The organism is Virgibacillus senegalensis (genome assembly GCF_000821245.2).
Taxonomy (GTDB): domain Bacteria; phylum Bacillota; class Bacilli; order Bacillales; family Amphibacillaceae; genus Sediminibacillus; species Sediminibacillus senegalensis.
The window spans coordinates 57102-78480 of the sequence record NZ_LN611423.1 but is presented as its reverse complement, the minus strand read 5'-3'; the positions used below and the strand labels follow the sequence as shown (position 1 = coordinate 78480).

The 21379-nt window shown below is 44.4% G+C and carries 24 protein-coding genes and 1 pseudogene; 17 read left to right on the top strand and 8 right to left on the bottom strand.

Annotated elements, in window-relative coordinates; genetic code table 11:
• Nucleotides 1–71 precede the first annotated feature (71 nt).
• The 3 genes from BN1067_RS01760 to BN1067_RS01750 all read right to left on the bottom strand — a co-directional run bounded on the left by BN1067_RS01760 (nt 72) and on the right by BN1067_RS01750 (nt 1915).
• Nucleotides 72–416 (bottom strand): DUF1428 family protein, encoded by a 345-nt coding sequence (locus tag BN1067_RS01760; RefSeq protein WP_053217217.1) that lies wholly within the window; start codon nt 414–416, stop codon nt 72–74.
• 100 nt (nt 417–516) lie between these two features.
• The gene (gene mreBH / locus BN1067_RS01755; protein WP_053217216.1) at nt 517–1524 is read right to left on the bottom strand and encodes a rod-share determining protein MreBH; all 1008 of its coding nucleotides are present in this window, start codon (nt 1522–1524) and stop codon (nt 517–519) included.
• Nucleotides 1525–1783: 259 nt separating this feature from the next.
• Nucleotides 1784–1915, bottom strand: coding sequence for a YflJ family protein (locus tag BN1067_RS01750; RefSeq protein ID WP_110943299.1), 132 nt, complete (start codon nt 1913–1915; stop codon nt 1784–1786).
• Between the two features lie 281 nt (nt 1916–2196).
• Between BN1067_RS01750 and BN1067_RS01745 the strand changes: the two genes are divergently transcribed.
• From BN1067_RS01745 to BN1067_RS01735, 3 genes are all read left to right on the top strand, one after another.
• Nucleotides 2197–2571: a DnaJ family domain-containing protein gene (locus BN1067_RS01745; RefSeq protein ID WP_053217214.1), complete on the top strand. Its 375-nt coding sequence runs from the start codon at nt 2197–2199 to the stop codon at nt 2569–2571.
• 331 nt (nt 2572–2902) lie between these two features.
• Nucleotides 2903–3571, top strand: coding sequence for an SOS response-associated peptidase (locus BN1067_RS01740; protein WP_053217213.1), 669 nt, complete (start codon nt 2903–2905; stop codon nt 3569–3571).
• Nucleotides 3572–3913: 342 nt separating this feature from the next.
• The gene (locus BN1067_RS01735) at nt 3914–6082 is read left to right on the top strand and encodes a sensor domain-containing protein (RefSeq protein ID WP_053217212.1); all 2169 of its coding nucleotides are present in this window, start codon (nt 3914–3916) and stop codon (nt 6080–6082) included.
• 50 nt (nt 6083–6132) lie between these two features.
• Here BN1067_RS01735 and BN1067_RS01730 read toward each other — a convergent pair whose 3' ends face one another.
• A complete protein-coding gene (locus tag BN1067_RS01730; RefSeq protein ID WP_053217211.1) occupies nt 6133–7512 on the bottom strand; it encodes an alanine/glycine:cation symporter family protein in 1380 nt (459 codons plus the stop codon).
• 272 nt (nt 7513–7784) lie between these two features.
• On the opposite strand from BN1067_RS01730, the gene BN1067_RS01725 reads away from it, so the two are divergent.
• The 6 genes from BN1067_RS01725 to rbsK all read left to right on the top strand — a co-directional run bounded on the left by BN1067_RS01725 (nt 7785) and on the right by rbsK (nt 12138).
• A complete protein-coding gene (locus BN1067_RS01725; protein ID WP_053217210.1) occupies nt 7785–8279 on the top strand; it encodes a low molecular weight protein-tyrosine-phosphatase in 495 nt (164 codons plus the stop codon).
• Nucleotides 8272–8562 carry a hypothetical protein gene (locus BN1067_RS01720; RefSeq protein WP_053217209.1) on the top strand — a complete coding sequence of 97 codons (291 nt, stop codon included), beginning with the start codon at nt 8272–8274 and terminating at the stop codon, nt 8560–8562. Before BN1067_RS01725 ends, BN1067_RS01720 begins: the two co-directional genes overlap by 8 nt.
• Before the next feature lie 32 nt (nt 8563–8594).
• Nucleotides 8595–9425 (top strand): YihY/virulence factor BrkB family protein, encoded by an 831-nt coding sequence (locus tag BN1067_RS01715; RefSeq protein WP_053217208.1) that lies wholly within the window; start codon nt 8595–8597, stop codon nt 9423–9425.
• 203 nt (nt 9426–9628) lie between these two features.
• Nucleotides 9629–10501 (top strand): transporter substrate-binding domain-containing protein, encoded by an 873-nt coding sequence (locus BN1067_RS01710; protein WP_053217207.1) that lies wholly within the window; start codon nt 9629–9631, stop codon nt 10499–10501.
• Between the two features lie 6 nt (nt 10502–10507).
• Entirely contained in the window at nt 10508–11197 is a 690-nt protein-coding gene (locus tag BN1067_RS01705; protein WP_053217206.1) for an amino acid ABC transporter permease, read from the top strand.
• Between the two features lie 29 nt (nt 11198–11226).
• On the top strand, nt 11227–12138 hold the full coding sequence (gene rbsK / locus BN1067_RS01700; RefSeq protein ID WP_110943257.1) for a ribokinase: 912 nt from the start codon (nt 11227–11229) through the stop codon (nt 12136–12138).
• 291 nt (nt 12139–12429) lie between these two features.
• Here the strand turns inward: rbsK and BN1067_RS20055 are convergent, their stop codons facing one another.
• The 3 genes from BN1067_RS20055 to BN1067_RS01685 all read right to left on the bottom strand — a co-directional run bounded on the left by BN1067_RS20055 (nt 12430) and on the right by BN1067_RS01685 (nt 14731).
• Entirely contained in the window at nt 12430–12717 is a 288-nt protein-coding gene (locus BN1067_RS20055) for a hypothetical protein (protein ID WP_053217205.1), read from the bottom strand.
• Nucleotides 12718–12764: 47 nt separating this feature from the next.
• Nucleotides 12765–13310: a 2'-5' RNA ligase family protein gene (locus BN1067_RS01690; protein ID WP_053217204.1), complete on the bottom strand. Its 546-nt coding sequence runs from the start codon at nt 13308–13310 to the stop codon at nt 12765–12767.
• Nucleotides 13311–13552: 242 nt separating this feature from the next.
• Nucleotides 13553–14731, bottom strand: coding sequence for an MFS transporter (locus BN1067_RS01685; protein ID WP_053217203.1), 1179 nt, complete (start codon nt 14729–14731; stop codon nt 13553–13555).
• Between the two features lie 212 nt (nt 14732–14943).
• Here BN1067_RS01685 and BN1067_RS01680 point away from each other — a divergent pair, with 212 nt between their 5' ends.
• The 3 genes from BN1067_RS01680 (at nt 14944) to BN1067_RS01670 (ending at nt 16961) form a co-directional block, all read left to right on the top strand.
• Entirely contained in the window at nt 14944–15336 is a 393-nt protein-coding gene (locus BN1067_RS01680; protein ID WP_053217202.1) for an OsmC family protein, read from the top strand.
• A gap of 78 nt (nt 15337–15414) precedes the next feature.
• A complete protein-coding gene (locus BN1067_RS01675; RefSeq protein ID WP_053217201.1) occupies nt 15415–16038 on the top strand; it encodes a YczE/YyaS/YitT family protein in 624 nt (207 codons plus the stop codon).
• Nucleotides 16039–16160: 122 nt separating this feature from the next.
• Nucleotides 16161–16961 carry a YfkD famly protein gene (locus BN1067_RS01670; protein ID WP_053217352.1) on the top strand — a complete coding sequence of 267 codons (801 nt, stop codon included), beginning with the start codon at nt 16161–16163 and terminating at the stop codon, nt 16959–16961.
• Nucleotides 16962–17051: 90 nt separating this feature from the next.
• Here BN1067_RS01670 and BN1067_RS01665 read toward each other — a convergent pair whose 3' ends face one another.
• Complete coding sequence (locus BN1067_RS01665; protein WP_053217200.1) at nt 17052–17915, bottom strand: mechanosensitive ion channel family protein; 864 nt, start codon at nt 17913–17915, stop codon at nt 17052–17054.
• 191 nt (nt 17916–18106) lie between these two features.
• Here BN1067_RS01665 and BN1067_RS19715 point away from each other — a divergent pair, with 191 nt between their 5' ends.
• The 5 genes and pseudogenes from BN1067_RS19715 to BN1067_RS01650 all read left to right on the top strand — a co-directional run.
• On the top strand, nt 18107–18256 hold the full coding sequence (locus BN1067_RS19715) for an SE1561 family protein (RefSeq protein ID WP_199868449.1): 150 nt from the start codon (nt 18107–18109) through the stop codon (nt 18254–18256).
• A 128-nt stretch (nt 18257–18384) separates the two neighbouring features.
• Entirely contained in the window at nt 18385–19686 is a 1302-nt protein-coding gene (locus tag BN1067_RS01660; protein ID WP_053217199.1) for a Na+/H+ antiporter family protein, read from the top strand.
• 141 nt (nt 19687–19827) lie between these two features.
• Nucleotides 19828–20622, top strand: a complete 795-nt coding sequence (gene pdaA / locus BN1067_RS01655) for a delta-lactam-biosynthetic de-N-acetylase (RefSeq protein WP_053217198.1) — start codon at nt 19828–19830, stop codon at nt 20620–20622.
• 198 nt (nt 20623–20820) lie between these two features.
• Nucleotides 20821–20973, top strand: coding sequence for a hypothetical protein (locus tag BN1067_RS19710; protein WP_199868448.1), 153 nt, complete (start codon nt 20821–20823; stop codon nt 20971–20973).
• Nucleotides 20960–21247, top strand: a pseudogene (locus BN1067_RS01650) (transposase); the annotation flags it as partial. The gene BN1067_RS19710 and the pseudogene BN1067_RS01650, both read left to right, overlap by 14 nt.
• Between the last annotated feature and the right edge of the window lie 132 nt (nt 21248–21379).

Below are 21379 nucleotides of genomic sequence, written 5' to 3'. Positions count from 1 at the left end.
AAGCGATTAATCTTATTTTTCGGCACTAAAAATGGATTTATACGATAAATAGCATGATTTGGTTACCAAAGCTATTTTTCAGATGAAAAAGAAGCCGTCAGGATATGTGAGGAATCAATCAACTCAGCCAAATCCTTTGTAAGTGCTTGTATTTGTAAATCTTCTTTCAATTTTAAGGAAACCTCCTCGTAGTGAGACTGATTGCGAAAGACAATTTGACCGAACAAAAGGTCTTCATCTTCTGCAGTCTGCATAAAGGCAGCCAAAGCTGCCGCCGAATCAGCACTAGCGGGGAGACAAATATCATGTGCGATAGCGCCATATGACATGTTGATGACGCCAACTTCCTGATTAAGGGTAATAAATTGGTTTGTATGATGCTTCTTTACCCGGTAAAAAGAGACAACAGTGAACAAAGCAATCCACTCCTTTTCAACCACTATATGAGCAGAAACGACAAAGTGTGAAAAGGAGCAGAGTGGTTTTATGCACTAGAGTAGCGATTGCTCAGCCGGTTTACTTAGCGGCTTTTTGCAGCTTGTTGATCATTTTCAGAGCACGACCGGTACCGATCGCTACGGATTCAAGCGGATTCGGTGCTAAATGGACTGGTACGACGATTTCTTCAGACAGCCATTTTTGCATTCCCTTTAGCAATGCACCGCCTCCAGTCAACATGACCCCGTGGTCGACAATGTCTCCGCTCAATTCAGGCGGACAGTTTTCCAGAGTTGTACGGATCGTTTCCAGTATTGCCTCCAGCGATTCTTTTATCGCCTCCTGTACTTCAGGAGAAGTGATGGTAATGGTTCGTGGAAGACCGGAAACCATGTCACGGCCACGGATATCCATGGATAATTCGTCATGTTCAATCAAGGCATATCCAATTTCCATTTTGATGTTTTCGGCCGTTCTTTCTCCGATTAAAATATTGTAATGCTTGCGGATATACTGGATGATTTCGTCGTCCATCTTGTCTCCACCGGTACGCACTGAATGGCAAGATACAACCCCGCCAAAGGAAATGATGCCGACTTCGCTCGTTCCTCCGCCGATGTCCACGATGACGTTGGCGACAGGCTCGTCCACTGGTAAATCAGATCCGATGGCAGCCGCAACTGGTTCCTCGATTAAATGCACTTCCTTTGCCCCATAACTTTTCACGGCGTTATGGATGGCCCTGCGTTCGACAGAAGTACTTCCGGAAGGTGTACAAACGACTACCGTCGGTTTCCGCATCGATAATCCGGCTTTTTTGCTGACCTTTTTCAGAATTTCTTTTAACATTTGTGCCGTCACATCATAGTCAGCGATGACGCCGTCTTTCAACGGGCGGATCGGTACGATGTTTTGCGGTGTTTTTCCGACCATTTCTTTGGCTTCGCTGCCTACAGCTACTACATTTTTCGTATTCATATCTATAGCGACCACGGATGGTTCGTTTAGAACAATTCCTTTGGCTTTTGTATAAACTAATATATTTGCAGTTCCTAAATCGATTCCAATCTCAGCATTAGAAAACATATATAATTTCCTCCATTGATGAAAATTTTCAACTATAGCCTTTCTAATACGCCCTATTATTTATGGGGGGTGAAAAGCATGGGATTTGATGGTTTTTTTGTTTACGATTTCCAAAGAACATTTCATTTTCATACTTGTCTTTACATTACTGTTTTTATTTTACATACAATGGAAAAGGATGCATTTTCGCAATAACGGTTACGTTATAAAAAAAGGCAGGAAGTTGAATTCCCGCCCTTTGCGTTTTTTCATAGAAAGCTTACTGCTGCTTTTCTTCCAATAGGTTTGCAAGTACTGGCTTTTTATAGCGTTCGATTTTGCGTCCTTCTATGTGGCGGACACCCAAATTCTTCAATTTGCTTACGTACCAACCTTTGCTTCCTACATGCATCCCTATCATCCTTTCCCGTTTTTTACTTGAATGAAACGTCAGGTCTGATCCAAAACGTTTCAAATCAGGGTGGGATAGACCTACCCTGATTTTTTCACGGGCCATTGTAACATCTATAAAAACAACGAAAAAGGGGAAAAGGTTAAAAGAATGTTCAACTAGGTGCTATTATATAAAATAGAGAGACTATTTGTTACTTGAAAAATTTGCTACATGCCCTCATGCAGGGCTGCTGTTGCACTTGGAATATAGTGGGAAGAAAAAATGAGAGGAGGATGGCGATGGATTTTGCGAGCCGAATGGCAGAGGAAAAAATTCAACAGGCGATTCGTGACGGAGAATTGGATAACCTACCAGGGAAGGGGAAGAGGCAGGAACTGGAGGATTTGTCGGCAATACCGGAAGATATGCGCACCAGTTACCTAATGATGAAAAATTCCGGCTATCTTCCAGACGAAGTGCGGCTACAAAAAGAATTGATTTCTCTTCAGGAAATGGTGGACCTTGCCAAGAATCCGGAGCAAAAAGAAGGTTACCGTAAGCAGTTATCCGAAAAAGAGCTACAACTTCGCATGTTGATCGAAAAAAATAATATGAAGAAAAGCAGCGGATTCCGGAAATATTCCGGAAAAATCAATAAGCGCTTCGGGATATAGTGACACCCGGGAACCAGGGGATGGGTCGGTGTGATGGCGGGGGAACCAGGGGATGGTTCGGTTGGCGGGGACAGTCCCCAGATCGCGGGGTCAGAGGTCGTGGGGTCAGGTCGTGGGGTCAGTCCCCAAAATACTTAAATCGGTGATTAATAGCAGTTTGGGGACAGTCCCCGAAAGCTGCTATTTCATCTGAATCCCCGGCATACCAGGGATGACAGATTATAGGGGGTAATCAATTTTCAGTTTTGGGGTCAGTCCCCAAAACAAAGCTTTTAGGACGATTGGCCATTTGAGGGACTGACCCCAGAAGAAAAGGAACAGGAGGGGTAGGATGTGTGGGCGGTTTACTTTACAAGCTAGTGAGTTGCAGATCTTGAAGGAATTTGATCTGGATCAGCAGTTGGAAGGTTATCAGAGCCGGTTTAACATTGCCCCGGGACAGCAAATATTGTCGATTGTTCATAACGGGGAAGATCGCAAGGCCGGATTTTTACGTTGGGGATTGGTTCCCTCTTGGGCGAAAGATCCAAAGATCGGTTATAAAATGATCAATGCCCGGAGTGAAACAGCGCATGAGAAACCAAGCTTTAAAAATTTACTGTCGAGGAAACGCTGCCTGATTGTGGCGGATAGTTTTTACGAATGGAAAAAAACAGACGGCGGGAAGCAGCCGAAACGGATTTCCTCCGCACAACGTGCATTATTTGCCTTTGCCGGCTTGTGGGACAAATGGGAAGTGGATGGCGAGGAGCCGTTATTTACGTGTACGATTCTGACCAGAAAAGCAGACAGTTTTATGGAGGACATTCATGACCGCATGCCAGTCATTCTTCCTAAGGACGCAGAAGAAGAATGGATCGCCCCGGTAAAACGGCATCCCGAGGAAGTGGCCAGGTTCATTGAAAAGCTGCCAACGGAACCATTGAAAGCATATGATGTTAGTACCTTTGTCAATTCGCCGAAAAATGAAGGAGAATCCTGTATCAAGCCATTAGCCTAAAAGCTGATGGCTTTTTTAGATTGGGCGATGTCTGTAATTCATAACCTTACCTTGTGATGCAGCGGTAGATAAACAGCTTGCCTGGCACATCCCCCTTTTACCGCGATCGAGCACTACCGAGGTGGGGGACAGTCCCGCAGCATAGTCCCCCAGCACGACGCAGTGGTAGATTGGTAGTGTGGCGGGGGACTGACCCCGGTTTACATCCTTGGTCCGACGTTTTTCTATTGGGTTCGATTTTGTTCTTGTTTTCTCTTGATTCGTGATATACAATCGCTTTCATTTCCTTTATACTTAAGAGACGATAGCCATACATTTACATTAATTCTAAAGGTGACTAAAATGACACTACTAAACTTAGATCTTACTTGTGATCTGGATAAACTCGAGAATTTATTAAGTCGGTTGGATGATACGGATAACCAAGATGAATCGGTCCAATTAATGATTGAGTTGAAAAACATGGTTAAGACCCTTTTCGAGGGTTTTCGTCAATTCAAGTATGCCATGGAACAATCGGACACTACGATTACCATCACGGACAACCGAGGCAAGATTACATATGTTGATAGCAACTTTTGTCAGATGACAGGTTATTCTGCCGAGGAAATTCTCGGTGAAACGCATCAAGTCATTAATTCCGGGTACCATCCAGAATCCTTTTTTCGGGATTTATGGCTGACCATCCTGGAAGGTAAAGTATGGCGCGGCAACGTGAAAAATCGTCATAAAAATGGCAGTATTATTTGGATGCAGACAACCATCATCCCTTTGCAGGAACAGGAGGGTGCTCCCGCCTCATTCATCGCTTTCCGAAAAGACATCACCAGGGAAAAAGAAATGGAGCAGCAATTGATCAAAACGATGGAGGATGAGTTCGAAAGAACATTCGATGCTTTGATCAATATGATTTATAAAGTCGAGAAGCGAGATGACAGGTTCTTTTATACAATGATCAAGGGCCGGCTTGCGAAAACGCTGGATTTGCCTACCGAGCTGGGAGATGGGATGGTTTTGGAAGAGTTTCTCCAGCCTGAGCAGGCGGAACAATTCAAAGAAAAATATCGGGCGGCCTTTCAGGGTGAAGAAATTCATTTTAAAATGGAATTCAACGCATTATACTTATTTTTTACACTGGCACCTATTTGGGAAAATGGCAAGGTAGTGGAAGTGGTCGGTTCAGCTGTCGATATTACCTCCCTTGAAGAGGCGGAGCAGCAAGTACGTCATTTGGCATACCATGACCAGTTGACCGGTCTCCCGAACCGCACGAAATTGGCAGAAGATTTGGATGCTTGGATTGCCGAAGACAATGGACCATTTGTGGTTTTTTATTGCGACTTGGACAGGCTCAAATACATAAACGATGCGATGGGACAGTTCGCTGGGGACCAGGTAATCTCGACGATTGCCGAGAGAATTCAGGATATAACCTGGGGACAGGGTAACCTTTATCGTTATGGCGGGGATGAATTTATTTTTATCCTGCAAAAAGACTGTACGGAAGAAGCGATGGAACGGATCGGCAGCGCCATTCTTAAACAGATTAACAAGCCGCTGATGATTACTGGTAAAGAGTTCTTTATTACTTGTTCTATCGGCATCAGCAGGTTCGGGAGCCATGGAAAAACCCCTGAACAGCTGATCAACCATGCAGGTATCGCAATGCATTACTGTAAAGTCAACGGCCGTAATGACAAGCTAGTATATTCGAAAGAAATGAATCAAACGTACAACGATCTCATTTTGTTAGAAGGTGAATTGCGGCGGGCATTGACCAAAGAAGACCTGACGCTTTATTACCAGCCGAAAATTGATGTGAACAGCGGGGAGATTATCGGAATGGAGGCGTTGACCAGGTGGTTCCATCCGGAACGCGGCTTCATTTCGCCACAGCAATTCATCGCGCTTGCCGAAGAAACAGGGTTGATCATCCAGCTGGGTGAATGGGTTATCAAAGAAGCTTGCCGGCAGCAGAGACGTTGGAAAGAGGCTGGCTTTAAGATCCAGAGGGTCGCTATCAACGTTTCCGCTTTAGAGATCCAGCGTAAGGATTTTACAGCCAAAGTCCGGCACATTCTTCAGGAAACCGGCGTACCGCCAGAATGTCTGGAATTGGAAATTACAGAGAATAGCGTCATGCAAAACACAGAAGAATGCATCGAAACCATGAATGAATTACGGGAAATGGGAATTACGCTATCGATTGATGATTTTGGAACAGGCTATTCATCATTTGGTTATTTGCGTAAATTTCCGATCAATCATTTGAAAATCGACCAATCGTTTATCCGAGATGCATTTCATGAACCGAGCAATGCCGAAATCGTCAAAGCCATGATCCAGCTTGCTCATACCTTTGGAGTCAAAGTAGTCGCTGAAGGGGTGGAAGAGCGTGCTGCCCTCGAATTTTTGAAACATCAAAAATGTGATTACTACCAAGGTTATTATTACAGCAGGCCAGTACCAGCTGAAGAATTCGAAAACATGCTGGTGGCTGAAGAGGTTTGATATATAATAGCTTTTCTAAGTAAAAATCCCGCCATAAGGCGGGATTTTATTTATGCACCATACGTATTTTGTTGATCCAGCTGGTTTTTTTCTTCTTTGGCGACCTTCAGGAAACGTTTTGTTTCGGCCGCTACCACACCGGATAGCCCCAGAAGTCCAATCAAGTTCGGGAAGGCCATCAATCCGTTCATGATGTCCGCGATTCCCCAGACGATGTCTAGGGCTGCAACAGAACCAACGAATACCGCTAGTACAAAAACAATCCGGTAAATCGGAATAGCCTTATCATTAATCAGGTAACCGATACATTTTTCTCCATAATAAGACCAGCCGACAAGGGTTGAAAACGCGAAAAAGATAATACCGATAGCCACAATATAAGTGCCTGTGCTGCCGAGAAATACGCCGAAAGATTCAGAGGTCAAATCTGCCCCGTCCAATCCGCCGGTATATTGCCCAGCCATGACAATGGTCAGGCCGGTGATGGAACAAACCAGTATCGTATCGATGAATACCTGGGTCATCGAAACGAGTGCCTGTCTGCCAGGATAGTCGGTACGTGCTGCAGCCGCCGCAATCGGTGCGGAGCCCAAGCCCGCTTCATTGGAAAACACACCACGCGCTACCCCGTAACGGATGACGGTTCCGAGAAGACCGCCGCCCAGAGCGCTTCCGGTAAAGGCATCAGAGAAAATGGTTCCCAAAGCAGAAGGTACCAGGTCGATATTCATGATAATAATAGCCAATCCGCCAAGAACATAAAAGGCAGCCATGATCGGAACGAAGAAAGAAGTGACTTTTCCGATACTCTTAATCCCGCCAATGATAACAAGGAATACCAATACGGTTAAAATGACTCCGGTAATCCAGGTAGGAATGCTGAAAGAGGTTTCCAGTACATCGGCTACTGAGTTCGCTTGCACCATGTTGCCGATTCCGAATGCTGCTACAGCACCGAAGAGAGCGAATAAAACACCAAGCCATTTCGCTTTCAAACCTTTTTCCAAATAGTACATAGGTCCCCCGGCCATCTCTCCATTGCTGTTGGTAACCCGGTATTTCACGGCCAGAATCGCTTCTGCGTACTTTGTTGCCATGCCGAATACAGCTGTGATCCACATCCAAAACACGGCACCTGGACCGCCTAATACCACAGCGGTGGCCACACCAGCGATGTTACCGGTTCCAATGGTGGCAGCCATAGCAGTGGTCAATGCCTGGTAGTGGCTGATGTCCCCTGTTGATTTTTTATCCTGTTTCGATGGACTGAACGCCAGCTTTAATGCATAAGGCAACGACCTGATTTGCAAAAAGCCGAGCCTCAGTGTTAGATAAATACCTGTTCCGACCAATAGAATAAGCAGCGGCGGCCCCCATACATATCCGCTGATCGTATTGATCATGTCTAATAATTTACTTTCTTCCCCCATATTTTTCCCCCTTTATAAATAAAGTACGTACTAATGAAATTTTCCGAAAATTTAGGTAAAATGTCAAGGATAAAAATTACCAGTCTTTCTAAACTGAAGGTTTGGACATAAATAGCGATAGAGAAGGAAAACTAACCGGAAAAATAGAAAACATAGGAGACGCCTTGACCGAGGTAAAAGTTCCCGAAGTATTTTCCGTGAAAATCGGGGATAAAAACGTTACATTTATTATAGAGTAACCAGACTTTTTGGAAAGCGGGTGAAAACACCTAGTGATTAACGTCTTGTTTGTATGCCTGGGGAATATTTGCCGATCGCCGATGGCCGAAGCGATTTTTCGCGAGTTGGTTCGTAAGGAAGGACTGGAAACAGAAATCGCCGCTGATTCGGCGGGAATCGGTGACTGGCATACTGGAAATCTTCCGCACGAAGGAACCCGAGCGATTCTGGACGAGCGTTCCATATCTTATCAGGGCATCACCGCCAGACAAGTGCGACCTGCTGATTGGGATGATTATCAGTACATCATTGCGATGGATGAAAATAACATCCATGATCTTGATCTGATCAGAGAAACACCACAGGGGCTCAAGGTGGCCAGGCTGATGGATTATGTGAAGGATGCGGACGAGGTAAATATACCAGACCCCTATTTCACCGGTAATTTCGATTATGTATATGAGTTGATTTATCAAGGCTGCAACCAGCTGCTGGACCATATTAAACTGGACCATCATTTAAAGACAAGGAGTGGATTGAATGAGTGATTCAAAATTAACAAAAGGAATAATCATCGGGGCGGCTGTCGGAGGATTGCTTTCCCTGTATGACCGGCCGACAAGAACACAGCTAGTAAGGAACTTGAAAAAGACCGGCAGCAGTGCGGGTTATTATTTGCGGAATCCGTCTGACGCTGTCCGTAATATTCGCGAATGTTATGAAAAGGCGGCCGGTGCGTTATCAAGCGGAGCCGAAAGTGCCCTGGAAATAATGGACCAGGTACAATCAACATTGGAAAATGTCAGCAAGCTAGATGACGACAATAAATAGCCATAGCCCATTGGAAAAGGAGAACAAAGGCATTGCGCAAGTTGATCCAGTTTGTCACGCAGCTTATTAAACGGATAATGGACGATGATGTGGCTGGCATGGCAGCGCAGCTTGCCTTCTTTTTTCTGTTGTCCTTTTTTCCTTTCTTGTTGTTTTTGATTACGCTGATTGGTTATCTCCCGCTGACCCAGCTTGATATCATGCGGTTTGTATCTCTGTATGCGCCGGAAGAAACATTCAACCTGATCAACGAGAATCTGAGCGGTATTGCAGAAAGCCGCAATGGCAGTTTATTGTCGGTGGCGATCCTGGCTACATTGTGGACGGCATCCAATGGCATCAACGGCATTATTCGTTCTTTAAACGCTGCTTACAATGTCGAGGAAAACCGATCCTTTATCGTATCACGGCTGATTGCCGTCGTCTTGACAATTGCCATGGTAACGGTGATTGCGATTGCCTTTCTGCTGCCGATTTTCGGGAAAGCAATTGGTGTTTATTTGTTTTCTTTTTTCGGTTTGTCTGCAGGCTTTTTGCAAATGTGGAATGCCTTGCGCTGGGTTATTTCCTTTATCGTATTTTTCATCGTACTGCTTGCATTGTACAAAATGGCGCCGAACCGGAAAGTGTTTTTTAAGGATGCTGCCGTCGGGGCGGCAATCGCCACCCTTGGCTGGCAGCTGGTTTCGCTTGCCTTTTCCTATTACGTCGATACCATTGGTAGTTATTCTGCTGTGTATGGCAGTTTGGGGACTGTCATCGTAATGATGATATGGTTCTATCTTTCCGGTATGATCATCATTGCCGGTGGCGAAATAAATGCTTTATTTGAAAAATATCGAGTGGAAAAACGTCATTCATAAATACAGAAATGGCTATCCTGTTAAGGGATAGCTTTTTTTGTAGGAGGGAAATGCTCGCATGCACCTTGCGCTAAATCTTCAGTTAAAATATAACAGTTATGAAATTGGTTAAATACAGAATAAGAATATGTTGAATTAAAGCGGTTATACTGTTATCTTTTTATTAGAGTTTTACATATAACAAAAAGAAAAGGCGGGATGAAATGAAGAAGATATGGATTTGGTCCGTTGTCACCTTGGCGGTACTTTTAACAGCCTGTGGAGATGAATCGGATCAATCACAAACATCAGAAGAAACAACAAGTGGGGATAAATGGGCGGAAATCGAAGAAAGCGGGGAAATTGTTGCGGGAACTTCCGGAACTCTGGTTGCTGCCTCTTACTATGAAGGGGAAGAAGAAAATCCGGATCAATTGACCGGTTATGATGTCGAAGTGATGCGGGAGATTGCTGATAGACTGGGTCTAGATGTGTCTTTCGAAATCATGGGAATCGACAGTATGCTTCCGGCGGTCAACAGCGGCCGTATCGATGTTGCTGTCAACGATATCGAAGCGACGGACAAACGAAAAGAAAAATTCAATTTTAGTGAACCGTACAAATATTCTTACTCGACAATGGTTGTCCGGAAAGGGGATAACTCCGGTATTGAAACACTGGAGGACCTTGAAGGCAAAATAGCGGGCGGTGGTGCCACGACTATTTACAGTCAAATCGCCGAGCATTACGGTGCTGAGATCAAAACATATGGAAACGCTCCAAATGAAGCTTACTTGCGGGACGTCGATAACGGACGAACCGACGTTATCGTCAATGACTACTTTTTATCCAAATTCGGGGTGGCTGCTTTTCCCGATTTCGATATTCACCTGCATCCTGACTTGAAGTTCCATCCGACCGAACAGGCAGTGGTATTGCCAAAAGGTGCGGATGTGCTGACCGAAAAAGTAAATGCAACCCTTGCCGAAATGCGGGAAGACGGTACGTTGACCGAGTTGGCTGAAAAATTTTATAAGGAAGATGCTTCACAGAAACCGGAAGACGAAATCCAGGAAATTGAAGGATTGGACTTGTAAGGGGCCATGATCGATGTAAACGGATTTTCCTTCGGAGGCTTGTTTGATGTCGAGCTGGCATTAGAGAATCTGCCATTTGTGTTGGGCGGCGTACCGATGACCATTGCAGTGTCATTTGCCGGAATGGCACTTGGAATGGTGCTTGGTATGTTGCTTGCCTTGGCGCGCAGCTCGGAAAAGAAACTGCTTCGATGGCCAGCGCGTGTGTATATTTCGTTTATGAGAGGTACACCGATTTTAGTGTTTTTGTTTATTTTATATTTTGGCTTACCGGTGGCAGGCATCGAACTCACAGCTTATACCGCTGCCGTGCTCGGATTTGGTTTGAACAGCGCTGCTTATATTGCGGAAGTGAATCGTTCTGCACTGAATAGTGTACCGCGCGGCCAATGGGAATCTGCCCACGCGCTCGGATTCAGCTATTGGCAGACGCTGAGAAGGATTGTTCTGCCCCAGGCATTCCGGATAGCGATTCCTCCGCTGACGAATATTTTTCTCGACCTTGTTAAAGCAACCTCGCTTGCTGCAGTCATTACGGTACCAGAGTTATTTCAAAAGGCACAAATCGCTGGTGGCAGGACGTTCGACACCATGACCATGTATGTCCTGGTTGCCCTAATCTACTGGCCGTTATGCTCTGTCATCTCTTTTCTGCAGGAAAAATTGGAAAAACGGTACAGCCGTTTTGTAAAATAAAAAAAGAAGCAGAGAAGGGAGAAGGGCGCATGGGAAAAATCGCAGTCATCGGCAGTCTTAACATGGATATTATCGTATCCGTGGATCGAATGCCGAAAAAAGGAGAAACCATCCACGGAAAAACGGTACAGTACTTACCAGGAGGTAAAGGTGCCAACCAGGCAGTAGCTGTCTATAAATTGGGCGGAGACATCCAACTGTATGGAAAAGTTGGAAACGATCCTTTCGGGAAGGATGTGCGTGAGAGTCTTTCCCAACAAGGTCTGTCTACGGAAACCATATTTACAGAAGAAACAGCGACTGGCATTGCCAATATTACACTTGTGCCTGATGACAATAGTATCGTCGTTATCCCGGGTGCGAATCAGAAATGGACGCCTGAAACGATTGCTGGCTTCTCCGAAGAAATAGTTACTGCTGACATCTTATTAATGCAGTTGGAAATCCCGATTGATGCAGTACATGAAGCGTTAAAGCTGGCAAAACAACATGGAGTGCCCACCATCTTGAATCCTGCCCCGGCTATAAAGCTTCCTGCAGACATGCTGCAGTTGGCGGATTTTATTACCCCAAATCAAACGGAACTCGAGACGCTGACAGGCAGAAGGATAACGACGGATGAGCAGCTGGGCAGTACCATAAAACAATGGGAAGCGGACTATGGAGGGCATTTGATTGTCACATTGGGAAGCAGAGGGGCGGCATATTCGGAAAATGGCGTATTAAAAATCGTTCCCGCACCAGTAGTGAAAAACGTAAGGGATACGACGGGAGCCGGCGATTGTTTTAATGGAGCACTCGCCTACGGCTTAGCAGAAGGATGGGAACTGCCCCGCTCCATTAACTTCGCAGTGGCTGCCGCTTCGTTGTCTGTTACAAAATTCGGGGCTCAGGCAGGCATGCCGTCATTTGAGGAAGTAATGGAATGGATGAATAGCTAATGCCGGATGAAAAGTCTGCAAGGCTCTACCGGCCAACAAAGAAGGCATGGAGTTTTTTTCTCCATGCCTTCTATTTATCTGCTAAGAGATAAAACCTATCATTGGATAATCACGTTCCCTGCATATTGGGCAGTTCCGCTTTTATTTTTAAAGACAACCTCCAAAAAATAGTTCCCTTTATTTGAATGGAACTGAAAGTCCCTGTTCTCTTTCAAATGAACTTCGTTTTTCACTCCGTCTTTCCATAAAGTTGCTTTTATGGTTGGATCGGTCCAAATATCCCCACCATTTTCAGCATTCTCTTTGAAATCTAAAGAAGCTTTGGTTCGGAAAAACCTTTATTTCCTCTTGTGACGAGCCGTATTCTTCTGTATTTTCGATTGTTTTTTCTACCTCTCCACTGGATGATTTCCAGTTTGTATTAGCCGCTGTCAATTGCACATGTTCAGCACCTATATTCAAGTGGGCGTGTGTATCTAAATAAGCAGTTGGCACACCGACATCATAATCTTCACCAAAGCAACCAGTCAGTGTACAGAGAATAAACAAATCAAGAAACAAAGAGAAACGTTTATTCATCATCCTCCCCTATTAAATTATTTTCTCCGCAATGAGACAAAATATTTTCATTCAGTGGATTGTAGGTTTTTCGAGTATATAATTGGTGCTTTGCTTGGCTGTGATACATCGATTAATGCCAATTCCACTATCTTGCCAACCATTCCGTTATATCTTTTGGAAACATAATCAAATGCTTCCATCCTTTTATATGATGATAACCTGTTTGCTAGTGTGCAATGTGGTACCCAATTACCGGGGAGGTAAAGGGAATCAGGAATATCATGAAACCGTTCAAAGTCTTGGTGATGACGTTCATGCAGTTCTATTAATTCTTTTGTTACATTAGGAGAAAAGATCAATGTACGTGAATTCAGGAAGGAGCCAATCGTATTGAATTTTATTTCAAGTATAGGTTGTTTTTTATAGGTACTTTCCATTTGCTGCTTAAATTCTTCAACCTTTAACACATGATAACTTGCCAACGTAAGATGAGGTTTTCGATCTTCCACCTCATAGGCATAAGAAGAAATGGATCTTTCTTTTAATTCCTGCCAAATATTCTCGATGCACGTCTCCGTTTTTTTATCAAATAAAGCGATTAATGCATACATAAAACACCCACCTTAAAGTCGCTTATCTCATGAATAACCTCATAATTGTTAAGGAACATGTTACCACAATTATCCAGATAGTTATATAGCCTATAGGGAAATGCACACATGCCCTTCGATTCGATTCGTTTTTCCGCAAACAGAAAATCTTTTTAAAAAATAGAAAAAACGTTATTCCCAAGAGGAAATAACGTGTGTGAATCAGTATCTCTTTGTGCCAAGTTGAGAGCGATATGGTGCTTTTACTCAGCTGCTTGCAGGGGCTGTTTCGACTGTTGCAGATGCAGCGCTCCCAAAATGATAACCAGCATTACGACGATGACGTAAAAGAAGGAAACGGATGGGAACAGATCGATAAACACCCCACCCAGGTAAGGGCCGGAGATACTCCCAATGCTAAAGGCTATCCCGCACAAAATATTACCTGCAGGAAGCAAGGCTTTCGGCAGGATATCGGTCATATAGGAAACGCCTAAAGAAAAAATGGATCCCAGGAACATGCCTGCTAAAGCAAATGTAATGAACAACCAGACTGCCGAATCCTCGAACAGAGCTGCGAGCAAAAACGAGGCACTGCCGAAGCAGAGCACGATACTTAACAGCTTTTTACGTCCGATTCTGTCGCTGAGTATTCCGAGCGGTATTTGTGTAATCAAACTGCTTGCCGCAAAACAAGGGATAATCAGTGACAGTATGTTTACCTCATGGCCGATCCGCAATCCGTAAACAGGGAAAATGCCGTTTAACGTAGCTTCCAGGAATCCATAACCGAATGGTGGAAGCAATGCCACCCAAGCAAGCTTCCATGTTTTGATAAATCGTCCCAGCGAAGAGCGTGGAGCCGCGTAAACACGTTCCTCTCCCTCCTGCTGCGGCCATTCATTACGGATGAAAAACAATGATGTCCATACAAGAAAACATAGGATGGCAGAGATAATGAACGGAAGATTCTCATTGACGGACAACAAACGAGTCATCATCGGCCCGATAGAAAATCCAAGGCTAAAAAACAATCCGTAATACGCGATGTTTCTTCCCCTTTTTTCTGGCGCTGATGTATAAGTGATCCATGTCTGGGTGCCGAAATTGAGCATGTGGTCGCCAATTCCGACGGTCACCCGCAGGATGAACCAGAACCATAACGCATGCCAAACCGGAAAAAACGCGAGGGAAACAAAAACGAGCAGCCCGCCGATTAAGATCATCGGCTTAAATCCCAGCTTTTGAATCGGTTTCTCCATGAATGGGGAAGCTAACAGCACACCTATGTATAATCCTGTTGCATGAAGGCCATTAACCGAAGATGGCACCCCGTCTTGTTCCAATATGAGGGCAAGAAGCGGAAGCAGCATCCCTTGTGAAAAACCGGAAATAGTCACCAGGCCGATCAATAATTTAAAACGTGTACGATCGGAAACCATCGCTCTTTCCTCCCATCTGTTATGAGCAACTAGCAGTCTGTAATTAAACTAGTATGCCATCTAAAAATCAAGAGCTTATGACGAAAATAATAGCAATCCTTTCCAATCTAATATGTCCTGTGAGAAAGGTCAACATTTTTATCCTTCTTTATTGTATTAAACAGTTGGTGTTTCGGGAACAACCATACTAAACGGTACAAGGGAGTGGTGTTATGGACTTCTATATGAAAGAACAAGGCGTTCGTACCTCTTTTGATTACGGTCAGTTGAATATATCGGGAAATGAAGATTATGGTTTCCGACCATATCAGCTGATGGTATCCTCCATTGCAGGGTGCAGTGCTTCTGTATTCAGAAAAATCGTAGAGAAGCAGCGGATGAAATTGGAGGACTGGAAAATAATTGCCGATGTTGAACGGAATCCAGAAGAAGCAAACCGGATCGAGCGGATTCATCTGCGCTATATTGTAAAAGGGAAAGGGCTCAGTGAGGAGAAACTCAAAAAAAGCTTGCGGACAGCACGCAAAAATTGTTCAATGATCCGCACCGTCGAAAATAGCATCACAATCGAAGAAAGTCTTGAATACATCGAGCTGTCTGTTTAAACTGAAAGGGTCTTATCTTTTTATAAGGCCTTTTTTCTTAATGGAGAAGAGAGCGAAGAGACAGAAGGGGCCAAAACGATGGGGAAACAGTTAGTAATACGGTGGTTGTTTTTCATTGCCGGTTTGATTGTGCTGTCATTTGGAATCAGTTTGACGATCACGGCAGACTTAGGAGTGGGAGCATGGGATGCGGTTAATGTCGGCCTATCTGAGCTGACGGATTTCACCGTCGGGAACTGGGTAATGATCATCGGAGTTGTATTGATAGGGGTGAACGCCTGGCTAACGAGAGAACGCCCTGATTATTTTGCAATCGTTACCATCCTCGTAGTTGGGATGATGATTGACTTTTGGCTGTTGGTGGTTATGGAGGCATGGGAATTAAATGGTGCCCTTATTCAAGCCGTCATCCTTGTAGTTGGTATCTTGGTGCTTGCCCTTGGTGTTGCTTTGTATCTGCAGCCGAAATTATCGTTGAATCCAGTCGATGGGTTAATGGTTTCTTTGCAAAAACGGTGGAATCTCCCGCTTTTGGCGGCCAAGACCACTACGGAAGGATTGGCACTGGTTGCTGCTCTGCTTATCGGTGGTCCGGTCGGCATCGGTACCATCGTGATATTAGTCGTGATCGGACCAGCAATCCAGTTCTTTGAACCAAAAGCAAGGAAGCTGATGACGAGGCTGCTACATAGTCAGGGATAATCGCTCTAACAAACAGGGTCCTTTTTGAGGAATAACTTAGCCAGGTTTGCGAATCTCTCATCAGGTGCATAACAAGCCCTGACGGTGAAATACTAGGGGAAAACCTGAAAGGATTGGGCACAGTGAATAAGTTAAAATGGATATTGGCTATTGCCTTATGTCTCTTTACCGTTTCTCCTCAACTTTTGCAAGCAGAAGAGAAAAAGCGGGAAGAAGAGCCGGAAAAGAATGAAATCCCCAGTCATGTGTTGAATGTATCCAAGGAAAACACTTATCCGAATTCATCGAAGGATGAAGCGGTTTTAGAACCAAGCAAGCTGGCCAAGGAGCTTATCAAAGCATCCGATGTGAAAATAGAAAACCCTGAATTAATTAAATTGTTGAATGAAACGTCATTAAAGCCTTCCCCATTGGCAATCGGCTACAGGGGAATGGTTTATATGGGCCATTGGCCATTGAATTATAAATCGGCTGAAACAACTCCCAACTGGGAATACCAAAAAATCAACACCAACCAGTTAAACAATATCGGTGGAGACAAACAGAAAACGATGAGCTACAATCAGGAAGAGGAGAAGCATATAAAAGGCGCGTTGACAGCTAAAATCACCAACTCCGACCAGGTGAAACGGATGATGCTGCTTGATGCTAAGGCGAACACCGACCTGCCGCTTTCCTTTCATACAGTCTTGGGAAGAGGAACGAAAACTAGTAACGCGTACGGTGTTCCAAAGGAAAAAGTCGGCTATTTAACCGCGTACGCACCAGCTGTTAATGAAAAAGGGCAGGTAACCTTCGGGGAAGTGTATCTGGAGCTGAAAGGCTCGAAAAAACGAATTGTCGTCAAAAATGTCACCAAACAAGGCATCGGCGCCTGGATACCAGTTCAGGACCATGTATCCTTTTCCTTCCAGTTGAAATAACAGCAAAAAGCATTCGATGATCAAATCGAATGCTTTTTTAGATGGAGCGGATATTGTCCGGAACAGGTAAACTTCCCATAGAGATTAACGTTACGAATGTTCTCCTGGCGGCATTCGATAGCTTATTTGTTGTTCTGCCATCGTGATTCCATGCTCGTACATTGTTTCTGCAAGGATCCGCCTTGTTTCTTTGGCGGCAGTAAAGTAGAGCAGGTCATTGCAAAGGCCAGTGACGGTATATTGATAGCCGTGGAAATGATCATTCAACGATGACATCCCATATAACTGAAACGGTTCGATTGGATTCCCGGTCAAATCTTTTTTTAAGTAGGTGCCCAGCTCGGTATTGAGCCGTTCCACGGTGTCCTCTAAGATAGCAAAAATCTTTTTAGGGTCTTCATAAAAACTGATACTGACATGCTCGACAACCCGCATCTCATCCATATTGTAGTTTTCAATCGTATGGATTTGCCCATTGCCGATTGTAGTAAGCTTTCCGGACCATTGTCGTACCTTTAAAAAACGCAACCCAATTTCTTCGACCAAACCTTCATACGTATTGTTGACTTTGACCCAGTCCCCTTTTTCTAGCTGCTTTTCATATAGAAGGAACATACCGGCGAGCAGGTCCCTGACGAGGCTTTGAGCCCCGAACCCGACGATAATCCCGATGACTCCGGCTCCAGCCAGGATATTGCCGGCATTGATACCGAATTGGCCAAGCACATAGACGATAAAGCCGAAGGTGGCAATGTATTTGATTAACGAATTCAGCATGGATTCTATCGTTTTTTCTTTCTTTTCTTCCATAAAATTTGTTCTTTTGAAAAAGGAATGAATAATCCTCCGCAAAATAACGACTAATAGGAATGTAAGGATGGCACCGACGATAATTTGTGTGATCGCATGATCCCAAAAATCCCCTGCGTATTTCCATATATCTTGAAGCGACATAATAATACCTCCATGTTTTGCTTAAAAGGTATTATAGCATGTTACTGGTGGTAGGATAAATGTAGCTGGACGAACATTCCGTTTGAGCATTGGACAGACGGCCTGTTTTCCGTTAGAGTAGTAATGGCTTTTTAAATGCTATCGTTTATTGAAGCAGTTACAGCACCATAGAGAAGGAGGAGCAGGGGCAGATGGCAGACCAGGATAAAATAGAACAACTTAAAGTCCATTTGGCGGGTTTTATGACCCGGTTGGAAAACATGGATCCGGAAGAGACTTCCATAGAAGATATCGACCAATTGATCGATATCTTAGAAAAAATGGAATCAAGCTTAAAATAAAATAGTTGCTGTCAAATACCGGCAATTTCCGATTGTCGGTTGATTTTTTTCGCCCCATCCTTTACTATGGTAAAGTGGTAGAGAGATAAAGAGAAACGTTTTTATTTTTTGAGAGGAGTTAAATACGTATGTGGATTGTTATTATTTCCGTTTTAGTCATGACCGTGCTCAGTCTTTTGCGCGTCAATGTTATTATAGCAATTATTGCCGCGGCACTCACTGCCGGATTGATGGCCGGATTATCGCCGGTTGAAGCAGTGGGGATGCTGGTTGATGGAATGGGTGGACAGTCAAGTACCGCGTTAAGTTATATTTTGCTAGGGGCATTTGCCGTTGCTATCAGCTATACAGGCATCACCAATTTGTTGGTGAACTACTTGATCAAAGTATTGACCGGCAAAAAAACGATTATGCTGTTGGCGATTGCCGGGATTGCATCGTTATCGCAAAACGTAGTGCCTGTACACATTGCTTTTATTCCGATATTGATTCCGCCATTGTTAAAACTATTCGATAAAATGAAACTGGACCGCCGAGGGGTGGCAACTGCCCTGACATTCGGTTTGAAAGCACCATATATCATGATTCCGGCCGGTTTCGGTATTCTGTTCCACCAGACAATCGTGAATGGAATGGTGAACAACGGCAGCGACTTGACGATGAGTCAGGCAGCACTGGCGATGTTGATTCCCGGATCGGGAATGATTGTCGGATTGTTGATCGCTGTGTTTATCACGTACCGGAAACCAAAAGAGCCGATTGAAGCCGTCGCTCAAACAAACGCGGTCGAGGAAGTCAATCAAGTGGTTACTTTCAACCGGAAACATGCGCTTACCATCGTTTCGATTGTGGCAGCGTTGATTGCACAGATTTTGACAGATAACTTGATTATCGGGGCTTTGACAGGACTTGTGCTGATGTTTGCTTTCCTTGTCGTTCCGTTTAAAAAAGGAGACAGTGTCATCAGTGAAGGGATTGCGATGATGGGAACCATTGCTTTCGTCATGCTCGTCGCTTCCGGTTATGGTCACATTCTACAAGAAACGGAAGCTGTAAACGGATTGGTGGAGGCTTCCTCCAGCGTACTGGGAGATAATAAAGTGGTTATCGCCTTTGTCCTCCTGCTGGTCGGTTTGTTGGTCACCATGGGAATCGGTTCTTCCTTTGGTACTGTGCCGATTTTGGCTGCTTTGTATGTTCCGATTTGTCTTGCTGCCGGTTTTTCACCACTGGCTACTGCAGCATTAATCGGTACAGCAGGTGCACTGGGCGATGCAGGTTCACCGGCATCCGACAGTACACTTGGACCGACTGCAGGTCTTAATGCAGACGGCAAGCATAATCACATTTGGGACACGGTTGTTCCAACTTTTCTCCATTACAATATTCCATTGTTTATCTTTGGCTGGATTGCAGCGGTTATCCTGTAAGATCAGCTGAAAAAGCGGCTGTCTCTTTATTTGAGGCAGTCGCTTTTTTGTCTGAGATGGAAATTATTGCGCCTGAGATCACCGTATAATAGTGTTCGCCAGAAGAAAAAATAAAATTAAAAAAGAATCTGGGTGAACCACATGCATAAATTGTATTGGATGATCGTGCTTGCTGTGCTGCTGCTCGGAACAATGGCACTGCCGGCGGTAAATCAGGCGGACGCTTATGGCTGGGGATACAAAAAGAACAGCAGTCATCAGCCACCTGAAGTAGGGAAATATGGCGCCATTTTAGAAGAAAACGGTGGTTATTATCTCGATAAATCAGGAGATAAGGTGATTTATTTAACCTTCGATAATGGGTATGAACAGGGCTATACAGGCAAAATTCTCGACGTTCTGAAGAAAAAGGATGTTCCTGCTACTTTTTTTGTGACAGGGCATTATGTAGACAGCAGTCCGGAGCTGGTAAAACGGATGGTGAACGAAGGCCATATTGTCGGAAACCATTCCTACCATCATCCCGATTTCACCAAGCTATCGAAGCAGAAGATGAAAGAGGAACTGGACAGACTCGAATCAGCTGTCGCGAAAATCAGCGACCAAAAAAAGATGCAGTATGTCCGCCCGCCAAAGGGTACATTTACGGAACAGTCGATTAAATGGGCAAATGAACTTGGATATATCCATATGTTTTGGTCCCTCGCATTCGTTGATTGGAATACGAACAGTCAGAAGGGCTGGCGATCAGCTTACCAGCAGGTGATTAATCAAGTCCATCCTGGTGCCGTTATCCTGCTTCATACGGTTTCAGAAGATAATGCAGAAGCGTTGGAGTATATGATTGATGACATGCGCAAGCAAGGCTACACCTTCAAAAGTCTGGATGATTTAGTCATGAAAGATATGCTTCCACGTCCGTTCTATCAATTGTAAAAAATTTTTCCGCCTCTCCCTTTGGAGGGCGGTTTTTCTTTTGGCTGGATGATGGAAAGAAAAACGGCTCTATACTGAATGTGGTGGTGTCCCCTGTTGTGATGGGTGTACCTGCAGTGTGCAAAAAAAATACACTCATTCCCTCTCTCTTTGTTACCCTAAAGTTGCTGACACCAAAGGAAAAAGAGAGGGATATGAGTGCAACGTTATATTATGGAATTACTGGGGATTAAAGATAAACAAGTAGATGTATGGAATATAGAGGAAGAAGGAAGCGCCTTAAGAGTAGAGCTTTACACAAGACAAAGGCAACAAAAGTGCCCGTTCTGTAAAGAGAAAACAATGGTTTAAGACAAGTGATGAGAAGACAGCCGGAAAAGGGCTGGAAGAATGTTTGAAATGGATGCGTGCTTCAAACATAGAGGCATTTCGCCGTGTAAGAAAAACGTTCATGCGTTGGAAACAAGAGATTTTACAGTCATTCATGTATCCATTTCATAATGGGTATATCAAGGGAATAAACCATACGATAAAGGTTTTAAAACGAGATTCCTTTGGAATCAAAGACGTTGAACGATTAAAGCATAAAATTTTATGGCAGCAAGCGGTTAAAAAGGCTCTGTAGAGCGAAATAGTGTAGCAGAGGAAATAAGCGAGACTCCTGCGGAAAAACGGGCGGCCGAGACCCCACAGCGGGCCTTGCGAGGAGGCTCGGGCGTTCGTCCGCGGAAAGCGAGTTTATTTCCTCTGCGGTCTG